This is a genomic window from Sphaerotilus sp. (genome assembly GCF_041083715.1).
GTDB lineage: Bacteria > Pseudomonadota > Gammaproteobacteria > Burkholderiales > Burkholderiaceae_C > Sphaerotilus.
The window spans coordinates 1-8,395 of the sequence record NZ_JBFPGY010000237.1; the positions used below are offsets into that span (position 1 = coordinate 1).

Sequence of the window (8,395 nt, forward strand, 5' to 3'; positions counted from 1 at the left end):
GGCGAGGACCGCGCCGGTGGCGACGAGGAAGTGTTGCACGGGCTGGAGAACCCGGCGTACACCGAGCGCTTCGGTGCCCCCTACGAGCAGGCGCTGGGCGAGGTCGAGCTGGTGCGCGAAGCGGCGCCCGCGTTCGACCACGCCGAATTCCTGGCCGGCCGGCAGACGCCGATGTTCTTCGGCTCGGCGATCAACAACTTCGGCGTGCGCGAAATCCTGGACGCGCTGGTGGCCCTGGCGCCGCCACCCGGCAACCGACAGGCCATCGAGCGCACGGTCGAGCCGAACGAGCCGAAGTTCTCCGGCGTCGTCTTCAAGGTGCAGGCCAACATGGACCCGGCGCACCGCGACCGCATTGCCTTCGTGCGCGTCTCGTCCGGCAAGTTCATCCGCGGGATGCGCCTGAAGGTCGTGCGCAACGGCAAGGAAATGCGCCCGCAGACGGTGGTGAGCTTCCTGTCGCAGCGGCGCGAACTCGTCGATGAGGCGGTGGCCGGCGACATCATCGGCATCCCGAACCACGGCGTGCTGCAGCTCGGCGACACGCTGACCGAGGGCGAGATGCTGCACTACACAGGGCTGCCCTTCTTTGCGCCGGAAAGCTTCCGCACGGTGGAAATCAAGGATCCGCTGCGGGGCAAGCAGTTGCGCCAAGGGTTGCAGCAGCTCGGCGAGGAAGGCGCGATCCAGGTGTTCAACCCGGTCGCGGGCGGCTCGCTGATGCTGGGCGCGATCGGGCAACTGCAGTTCGAGGTCGTGCTGCACCGCCTGAAGGGCGAGTACGGCGTGGACGCGCGGCTCGATCCGTGCCGCTTCTCGATCGCCCGCTGGATCACCAGCACGGACGAGAACAAGCTGAAGCGGTTCATCGACTCGGAGCCGCTGCGCATCGCCCACGACGTGGTGGGCGCGCCGGCGTTTCTGGTGCAGTACAGCTCGGACCTCAGGGTCGCCCAGGAGCGGGCGCCGGACATCCAGTTCCACGCGATGCGGGAGCACTCGGGGCGGGTGTTCGGCGAGGCGCCGACGCTCTGATCGGCAAGGGGCGCGCTTCGCTCAGGGGCGAGGCAGCAACGCCTTCGCCGCCTCGATCCGCAGCCCCATCTCCACCCGCCCGTCGTTCATGACGTGCAGCAGGAATTGCCGCGGATCGGTGAATTCCTCTGTGCTCGCGGCGGCGGCGGGTGTCGGCGCCTGCACCGGCAACGCCACCCGGTACTCCGCCGCGCGGATGCTCGCCAGCCGCGACAGCAGCTCCGCCTGCCCTTCCGAACCGGGCCGGATGTCGAGCCACGGCGTCTCGGCGAACACCGGCGCGAGATCAGGCGCGATGTAGGCCGACCAGACCTCGCCATCCCCACCCACGTCCGGTTGCAGCGCGGGCATGGCCGGTGCCTGCCGCACGCCATCGGCCGAGGGCAGCAGCGCGACGCGGTGCGGCGGTACCTCGGCCAGAAAGCGCGTGCGCAGGTGTTCCAGCAGCGCGTGCGCCTCGGCAGGTGGCACCGGCTCGGCCAGCGAGAACCAGAGCTGGCAGGCGTCCGTGCCCGACACCGCGATGCCGGGTGCGGGCCAGCCGAGGTCGGCCTGCACGCCCTGCCACACCCGCCCGAGCACCGCCCAGTCCGCCGGCCGCGCCAGCGACAGCACCAGCGCACGCACCCGGCCATCGGCCTCGGCGCGATAGAGCCGGTCGCGCTCGGCCTGCAGGCGCGGACTCGTCACCACGTCGCCCGCTTCACCCATCACGCCACCTCAGCGCCTTCGCCCGCGCTCCAGACCTCGTGCCACATCTCGGCATCGAGCGTCAGCGCCTGGGCTGCGAGCGCCTCGTCCAGCGCCTCGATGCGCCGGCTGCCGACGAGCGGGTGCGGTCGGCTCGGGTGGCGCAGCAGCCACGCATAGGCAACCGTGGCCGGCGTGACGCCATGGCGACGGGCGATGTCGTCAAGCGTCGCACGCACCCGCATAGCATCCGGCGCGGTGCCGCTGAACAGCCGCCCGCCCGCCAGCGGCGACCAGACCATCGGCCGCAGGCCCAGCCCGACGAGCTGGTCGAGCGTGCCGTCGTGCAGCGGCGTGCGGTGCAGCGGGTGCAGCTCGATCTGGTTCGTCGCCAGCGGCACCGCCGCGTGCAGCAGCGCGAACTGCGACGGCGTGAAGTTGGACACCCCGAAGGCCCGCACCTTGCCAGCCGCCTGCAGCCGCGTGACCGCCTCGGCGATCTCGGCCGGGTGCATCAGCGGATCCGGCCGGTGGATCAGGAGCAGATCGAGCCGGTCGGTCTGCAAGGTGCACAGGCTGTTCTCGACGCTGGCGATCAGGTGCGCAGCCGAGGTGTTGTAGGACTTGAGCCGGTGTTCCGGCCGGCTCGGATGCACCAGCTGGATGCCGCACTTGCTGACGAGCTGCATCCGCTGGCGCAGGTGCGGCGCCAGCGCCAGCGCCTCGCCGAACAGGGCTTCGACCGCGTAGCCGCCGTAGATGTCGGCGTGGTCGAAGGTGGTCACGCCGCGGTCGAGGCACTGCTCGATCCAGCGCAGGCGCTCGGCCGGCGTCCAGCCCCACTCGGCCATGCGCCAGCAGCCAGCGACGATCGGCGAGAGCGTCATGCCTTGGGCCTCAGCTCGTGAACAGGAAGTTCAGCACGTCGCCGTCCTTGACAACGTATTCCTTGCCTTCCGCGCGCATCTTGCCCGCGTCCTTCGCGCCCTGCTCGCCCTTGAACGCGATGAAGTCCTCGAAGGCGATCGTCTGGGCGCGGATGAAGCCCTTCTCGAAGTCCGTGTGGATCACGCCTGCCGCCTGCGGCGCGGTGTCGCCGACGTGGATGGTCCAGGCGCGCACTTCCTTCACGCCCGCGGTGAAGTAGGTCTGCAGCCCCAGCAGCTTGAACGCCGAGCGGATCAGGCGGTTCAGGCCCGGTTCGTCCTGGCCCATCTCGGCCAGGAACATCGCGCGGTCCTCGTCCTCCATCTCGGACAGCTCGGCCTCGGTCTTGGCGCAGATCGCCACGACGGGCGCGTTCTGCTTCGCGGCGAACTCGCGCAGGCGGTCGAGAAAGGGGTTGTTCTCGAAACCGGTCTCGTCGACGTTGCCCACGAACATCGCCGGCTTGGCGGTGATCAGGCACAGCGGCTTGAGGATCGCCTGCTCTTCCTTGCTGAAGTCGATCGAACGCACCGGCAGCGCGTCGTTCAACGCGGTCTGGCACTTCTCCAGCACCTTGACCAGCGCCTGCGCATCCTTGTCGCCGGAGCGGGCCACCTTGGAATAGCGGTGCAGGCTCTTCTCGACCGTGCCCATGTCGGCCAGGCAGAGTTCGGTCTGGATCACCTCGATGTCGGCGATCGGATCGACCTTGCCGGCGACGTGGATGACGTTCTCGTCCTCGAAGCAGCGCACGACATTGACGATGGCGTCGGTCTCGCGGATGTGCGAGAGGAACTTGTTGCCCAGCCCTTCGCCCGTGGACGCGCCCGCCACCAGCCCGGCGATGTCCACGAACTCGACGATGGCCGGCACGATCCGCTCCGGCTGGACGATCTCGGACAGCTTGTCCAGCCGCGGGTCCGGCAGCTCCACGACGCCGACGTTGGGCTCGATGGTGCAGAACGGGTAGTTCTCGGCGGCGATGCCGGCCTTGGTCAGCGCATTGAAGAGGGTGGACTTGCCGACGTTGGGCAGGCCCACGATGCCGCACTTGAGGCTCATGGTGGTGTAGGGGTTCGGGGGGAGATCCGGCGATTGTAGGCGCCGGCCATCCGCAGGGACAGGCTCAGAACCGCACCGTCCCCCGCCCGCCCTGCCCGACCACCAGCCGCCGCCCGATGCCCTCGACGATCACCGCGTTCATGCCGAAGGTGATCGCCCCGCCCACGCGCGCATCGGCCCGGTAACGCGAGAGCGTGTCGCCCGGTTCGTGGCCCGCGACGGCGGTGTCGGGATCGATGTTGGGGATCGGGCAGCGCGGACACGGCTTGACCAGCCGCAGCGTGACCGGGCCGTCCGGCGTGTCGAACTGCAGCTCGTCCAGTCCGTCCTCGCCGTGCGGGCCGAGGCCGTCGAGCACGAGGTTCGGACGAAACCGCGCCATGGTCACGGGCGCATGCCCGCCGAACGCGAGGCGGTGGTTCAGCTCGTCCAGCGCCGCCACGGTGGTGACGAGGATGGGGTAGCCATCGGAGAAGCCGTTTTCCGCTTCGAGCGCGCCGGTCCAGCGCGCACTCGACAACCGCCGCTGTCCCGGCGCGAACTGCACCAGCCGCACCGGCTCGCCGAGGAAGTCGCTGAACCAGCGGTCGGCCGCGACACCGGCCGCACGCGCCTCGACCGCGTCGTCCCACACGCGCACGCGCAGCGCCTCGCCAGCGGCCACCGCGGGCAGCACCAGCGGCACGCAGCCAGGCGCTGTCACCGTCAGCGCACCGTCGTCGCCGAGCGACGGGCGGATCAGCGCCATGCGGGCGTGCTCGCGCTGGCTGAGGAACTCGTGCTGGTCGTCGATCAGCATCCACTGGCGGTCGTGCGCGAAGCCGGTGATGGCCAGATCGGTCCGTGTCAGCGACAAGCCGGCGCAGGACTTGACCGGATAGACGTGCAGGCTGGCAATGGTGACGGGGCTGCTGCCGTCATCGGGCGCAGAGGAAACAGGCTGAAGCAAGAAATCGGTCATGGGCTGTCCACCGTGATGAATTTGCGTGATTTTTTACTGGCGCCATCTGGCAGAAATCCGCAGACTGGTCGCGACGATACCGCCTGAACCCAAGGTACCGTTGCCCCGCTCCTGTGTTCACCCACACACCCCAAGGAACTGCCATGGATAGCTATCTCGGAATGGTCTGCTTGTTCGGCTACGACTTCCAGGTCCACAACTGGATGAAATGCGATGGCCAGACCTTGTCGATCCAGCAGTACACCGCCCTGTTTGCATTGCTGGGTACCAACTACGGGGGCAACGGCCAAACCACCTTCTGCCTGCCCAAGATGGCCGCCCCGATGGAAGGCATGAGCTACCAGATCTGCATCCAGGGCATCTTCCCCTCCCGCGACTGATCGGCCACACCCCCGCACCCTGCCGGACAAGGCACAGGGTTCCTACAATCGGGCGGATGAACACCCTCCCTTCCACGTTCACCGCCACCACCCCTGCCCAGACACTGGAGGTGCTGATCCGCGGCAGCGGCCCGGTCGGCATGGGGCTGGCACTGGCGCTGGCGCGCGACGGCCTGCGGGTCGGCCTGCTGGGCGCGCTGCCGAAGAAGGACGCGGCGCCGGACGTGCGCGCCTATGCCTTGAACGCCGGCTCGGTCACCCTGCTGCGCGAGCTGCGCGTGTGGGACGCGCTGCCCGAGGACGCCCGCACCGCCGTGCAGGACATGCGCATCCACGGCGACGACGGCGGCGCGATCGAATTCAGCGCCTGGCAGCAGGGCATCGGCGCGCTGGCGTGGATCGTCGACGCCGCCGCGCTGGAGCAGGCGCTCGGTGAAGCCGTGCGCTACGCGCCGCATGTTCAGCGGCTGACGCAACCGGCCGCTGCGCAGCTCACCGCTGTCTGCGAAGGCAAGGATTCCGCCACGCGCGAGGCCCTGGGCGCCGGCTTCGAGTCCTTTCCGTACGGCCACCAGGGCGTGGCGGCGCGGCTCGTCAGCGACACGCCGCACCAAGGCACCGCCTGGCAGTGGTTCCGCCACCCGGACGTGCTGGCCCTGCTGCCCTTCGACCGGCCGCAGGTGGACCACGGCTTCGGCCTCGTCTGGTCACAGCCGCAGGCCGAGGCCGAGCGGCTGATGGCGCTGTCGGACACGGCCTTCGAGGCGGAACTGAACGCCGCGACGGGCGGCGCGGCCGGCACGCTGCAGCTCGGCTCGCCCCGGGCCACGTGGCCGCTGCAGCTCGGGCAGGCACAGCGCTGGTGCGGGCCGGGCTGGGTGCTGCTGGGTGACGCCGCGCACGCGGTGCACCCGCTGGCCGGACAAGGCCTGAACCTGGGGCTGGCGGATGTGCGGGCACTGGCGCGGGTGCTGGTCGAAGCCAGACGCACCATGCCCTGGAAATCGCTCGGCGACGAGCGCACGCTGCGCCGCTACGCCCGAGAACGCAGCACCCCGACCCGTGCCATGCGCGGATTGACCGACGGACTCCTGCACCTTTTCGCACAGCCTTCAGCGCCGCTGAAGGAACTGCGCAACCATGGCATGACTCTGGTACATCATCTCGGTCCGCTCAAGCGCTGGCTGACCGCCCGGGCGCTCGATGCCTGAACTTCCGCACCAAGGACACCGCACCATGACTCCGCGCCTCGCCACGTTCGCCGCCACCGCGCTCGCCGCCCTGACCCTGCTGGCGGGGCCTGCCCGCGCCGACGAGGCCGAGATCCGCAAGACGCTGACCGAGCGCTTCGCCAACCTGCCCAAGATCGACGAGGTCCGCCCGTCGCCGATGGCGGGGGTCTGGGAAGTGCGCATCGGCACCGACATCATGTATTCCGACGCCAAGGGCACCTACTTGCTGCAAGGCGCGATGATCGACACCGCGACGCGCAAGGACCTGACGCAGGAGCGCGTCGAGAAACTCACCGCGATCGACTTCGCCAGCCTGCCGCTGAAGGACGCCATCGTCTGGAAGAACGGCAACGGCAAGCGCAGGATCGCCGTCTTCGCCGATCCGAACTGCGGCTACTGCAAGCGGCTGGAAAAGGACCTGGTCAACGTGAAGGACGTGACGGTCTACACCTTCGTGATCCCGATCCTGGGTGGTGATTCGCCGGAGAAATCCAAGTCGATCTGGTGCGCCAAGGACAACACGACGGTCTGGCGCAGCTGGATGATCGACGGCGCCACCCCGGCACGCCAGATGGGCCAGTGCGACGCCTCGGCGATCGATCGCAATGCCGCACTGGCCAAGAAATTCAAGGTCACCGGCACACCCGCCATCGTGTTCGAGGATGGGACGCGCGCGCCCGGAGCGATTCCGGCAGCGGAAATCGAAAAGCGGATGGCAGCCAAGTCCTGACGCCCCGCGACGCGGCACCCGGCCTCAATACGGCTGCTCCCCGAAGAGGTTGCCCGCTGGCAGGTACTGGCAGACCCACACCTGGTCCTTCGCACCGCACACGCGCACAGCACAGCCCACCTCGCGGGTGGTGCGCCAGACGATCTGGGTGTAGTGACCGCAGGTCTTGCCTGGCAGGCAGGCGTTGAGTTCAACCTGGAAATCCGCCGATTCGCGCCCCCAGACGTCGGTGACGAAGCCAGGGCGGACCCCCTGTACCGTGACCAGGCCGGTGCTCCAGCGAATGGGGCTGGCCCAGTAGATGTTTTCGCCCAGATCGGGAGCGTCGCTGTGCTCCATCTGGCACTGCCCGCCCTGGTCGAGCTGCGCCGCCCAGCGGGCCGCAGACTGCGCCAGCGCCTCCGACCAGACCAGCGGCGGCACGCCGACCCGACTCCGCCAGCGGTTGTGGGCGACGAGCGCCTCGCTGCGCTGCGCCGCGTCGAGTCCGGCGGAGATGGCCGGCGCATCGCCAGCCGTGGCACCGAGCCACCCGATCCACCCTGTCAGCAGCGCAGCACTCCAGCGCAGCGTCGTCAGGGTGGGTCGGGACATCACCGACGAGGGTTCAGCGGTGCGTGAAATGCGGTGGTCGCTTCTCCAGGAATGCGCCCATGCCCTCCTTCTGGTCCGCGCTGGAGAACAGCGCGTGGAACAGCCGGCGCTCGAACAGCAGGCCTTCCGTCAGCGGTGCCTCGTAGGCGCGGTTCACACACTCCTTGGTCGCCATCAGCGCCAGCAGCGAGTAGCCGCACATGGCCTGTGCGGCCTTGTCGGCTTCAGCGTGCAGATCGGCCAGCGGCACGACGCGCGACACCAGCCCGGCACGCTCGGCCTCCACCGCGTCCATCATGCGGCCGGTCAGCGCCAGGTCCATGGCCTTGCTCTTGCCGACTGCGCGCGGCAGGCGCTGCGTGCCGCCGGCACCGGGGATGATGCCGAGCTTGATCTCGGGCTGGCCGAACTTCGCATTGTCCGCGGCGATGATGAAGTCGCAGCCCATCGCCACCTCGCAGCCCCCGCCCAGCGCGAAGCCCGACACCGCGGCGATGATGGGCTTGCGCACCTGCCGGATCGTGTCCCAGTTGCGCGAGATCAGGCCCTTGCGGTAGGCGTTCGGAAAGTCGAACGGCTGCATCATCGCGATGTCCGCACCTGCGGCGAAGGCCTTCTCGCTGCCGGTCAGCACGATGCAGGCGATGCCGTCGTCGGCGTCGAAGGCCAGCAGCGCAGCGCCGAGTTCGTCCATCAGCGTGTCGTTGAGCGCGTTGAGCGCCTTGGGGCGGTTCAGCGTGATCCAGCCGTAGCGCAGGGCGTTCTCGCCGACACCGGGGCGGGT

The 8,395-nt window shown here is 69.1% G+C and carries 10 protein-coding genes; 4 read left to right on the forward strand and 6 right to left on the reverse strand.

What is annotated here, in order from left to right; translation table 11 throughout:
• A partial coding sequence (locus tag AB3X43_RS10405) for an EF-Tu/IF-2/RF-3 family GTPase (protein ID WP_369429774.1) occupies positions 1 to 1,035 on the forward strand: 1,035 nt, incomplete at its 5' end.
• 21 nt (positions 1,036 to 1,056) lie between these two features.
• Here AB3X43_RS10405 and AB3X43_RS10410 read toward each other — a convergent pair.
• From AB3X43_RS10410 to AB3X43_RS10425, 4 genes are all read right to left on the reverse strand, one after another.
• Positions 1,057 to 1,746: a hypothetical protein gene (locus AB3X43_RS10410; RefSeq protein ID WP_369429775.1), complete on the reverse strand. Its 690-nt coding sequence runs from the start codon at positions 1,744 to 1,746 to the stop codon at positions 1,057 to 1,059.
• A complete protein-coding gene (locus tag AB3X43_RS10415; protein ID WP_369429776.1) occupies positions 1,746 to 2,612 on the reverse strand; it encodes an aldo/keto reductase in 867 nt (288 codons plus the stop codon). The genes AB3X43_RS10410 and AB3X43_RS10415 overlap by 1 nt, the downstream gene beginning before the upstream one ends.
• Before the next feature lie 10 nt (positions 2,613 to 2,622).
• The gene (ychF, locus tag AB3X43_RS10420; RefSeq protein ID WP_369429777.1) at positions 2,623 to 3,714 is read right to left on the reverse strand and encodes a redox-regulated ATPase YchF; all 1,092 of its coding nucleotides are present in this window, start codon (positions 3,712 to 3,714) and stop codon (positions 2,623 to 2,625) included.
• Positions 3,715 to 3,778: 64 nt separating this feature from the next.
• The gene (locus AB3X43_RS10425; protein WP_369429778.1) at positions 3,779 to 4,675 is read right to left on the reverse strand and encodes an MOSC domain-containing protein; all 897 of its coding nucleotides are present in this window, start codon (positions 4,673 to 4,675) and stop codon (positions 3,779 to 3,781) included.
• 143 nt (positions 4,676 to 4,818) lie between these two features.
• Here AB3X43_RS10425 and AB3X43_RS10430 point away from each other — a divergent pair, with 143 nt between their 5' ends.
• From AB3X43_RS10430 to AB3X43_RS10440, 3 genes are read left to right on the forward strand one after another with little or no spacing between them, the layout of a single operon-like run.
• Positions 4,819 to 5,055 carry a phage tail protein gene (locus tag AB3X43_RS10430; RefSeq protein WP_369429779.1) on the forward strand — a complete coding sequence of 79 codons (237 nt, stop codon included), beginning with the start codon at positions 4,819 to 4,821 and terminating at the stop codon, positions 5,053 to 5,055.
• A 56-nt stretch (positions 5,056 to 5,111) separates the two neighbouring features.
• Positions 5,112 to 6,266, forward strand: a complete 1,155-nt coding sequence (locus tag AB3X43_RS10435; RefSeq protein WP_369429780.1) for an FAD-dependent monooxygenase — start codon at positions 5,112 to 5,114, stop codon at positions 6,264 to 6,266.
• Between the two features lie 25 nt (positions 6,267 to 6,291).
• Positions 6,292 to 7,017 carry a DsbC family protein gene (locus AB3X43_RS10440; RefSeq protein WP_369429781.1) on the forward strand — a complete coding sequence of 242 codons (726 nt, stop codon included), beginning with the start codon at positions 6,292 to 6,294 and terminating at the stop codon, positions 7,015 to 7,017.
• A 24-nt stretch (positions 7,018 to 7,041) separates the two neighbouring features.
• Here AB3X43_RS10440 and AB3X43_RS10445 read toward each other — a convergent pair whose 3' ends face one another.
• Positions 7,042 to 7,611: a CAP domain-containing protein gene (locus tag AB3X43_RS10445; RefSeq protein ID WP_369429782.1), complete on the reverse strand. Its 570-nt coding sequence runs from the start codon at positions 7,609 to 7,611 to the stop codon at positions 7,042 to 7,044.
• Between the two features lie 13 nt (positions 7,612 to 7,624).
• A complete protein-coding gene (locus AB3X43_RS10450; protein ID WP_369429783.1) occupies positions 7,625 to 8,368 on the reverse strand; it encodes an enoyl-CoA hydratase in 744 nt (247 codons plus the stop codon).
• Between the last annotated feature and the right edge of the window lie 27 nt (positions 8,369 to 8,395).

Coding starts and splice junctions, on each gene's coding strand:
- AB3X43_RS10410 (WP_369429775.1), bottom strand. CDS start 1,746: ATGGGTGAAGCGGGCGACGTGGTGACGAGTCCGCGCCTGCAGGCCGAG.
- AB3X43_RS10435 (WP_369429780.1), top strand. CDS start 5,112: ATGAACACCCTCCCTTCCACGTTCACCGCCACCACCCCTGCCCAGACA.
- AB3X43_RS10430 (WP_369429779.1), top strand. CDS start 4,819: ATGGATAGCTATCTCGGAATGGTCTGCTTGTTCGGCTACGACTTCCAG.
- AB3X43_RS10425 (WP_369429778.1), bottom strand. CDS start 4,675: ATGACCGATTTCTTGCTTCAGCCTGTTTCCTCTGCGCCCGATGACGGC.
- AB3X43_RS10415 (WP_369429776.1), bottom strand. CDS start 2,612: ATGACGCTCTCGCCGATCGTCGCTGGCTGCTGGCGCATGGCCGAGTGG.
- ychF (WP_369429777.1), bottom strand. CDS start 3,714: ATGAGCCTCAAGTGCGGCATCGTGGGCCTGCCCAACGTCGGCAAGTCC.
- AB3X43_RS10445 (WP_369429782.1), bottom strand. CDS start 7,611: ATGTCCCGACCCACCCTGACGACGCTGCGCTGGAGTGCTGCGCTGCTG.
- AB3X43_RS10440 (WP_369429781.1), top strand. CDS start 6,292: ATGACTCCGCGCCTCGCCACGTTCGCCGCCACCGCGCTCGCCGCCCTG.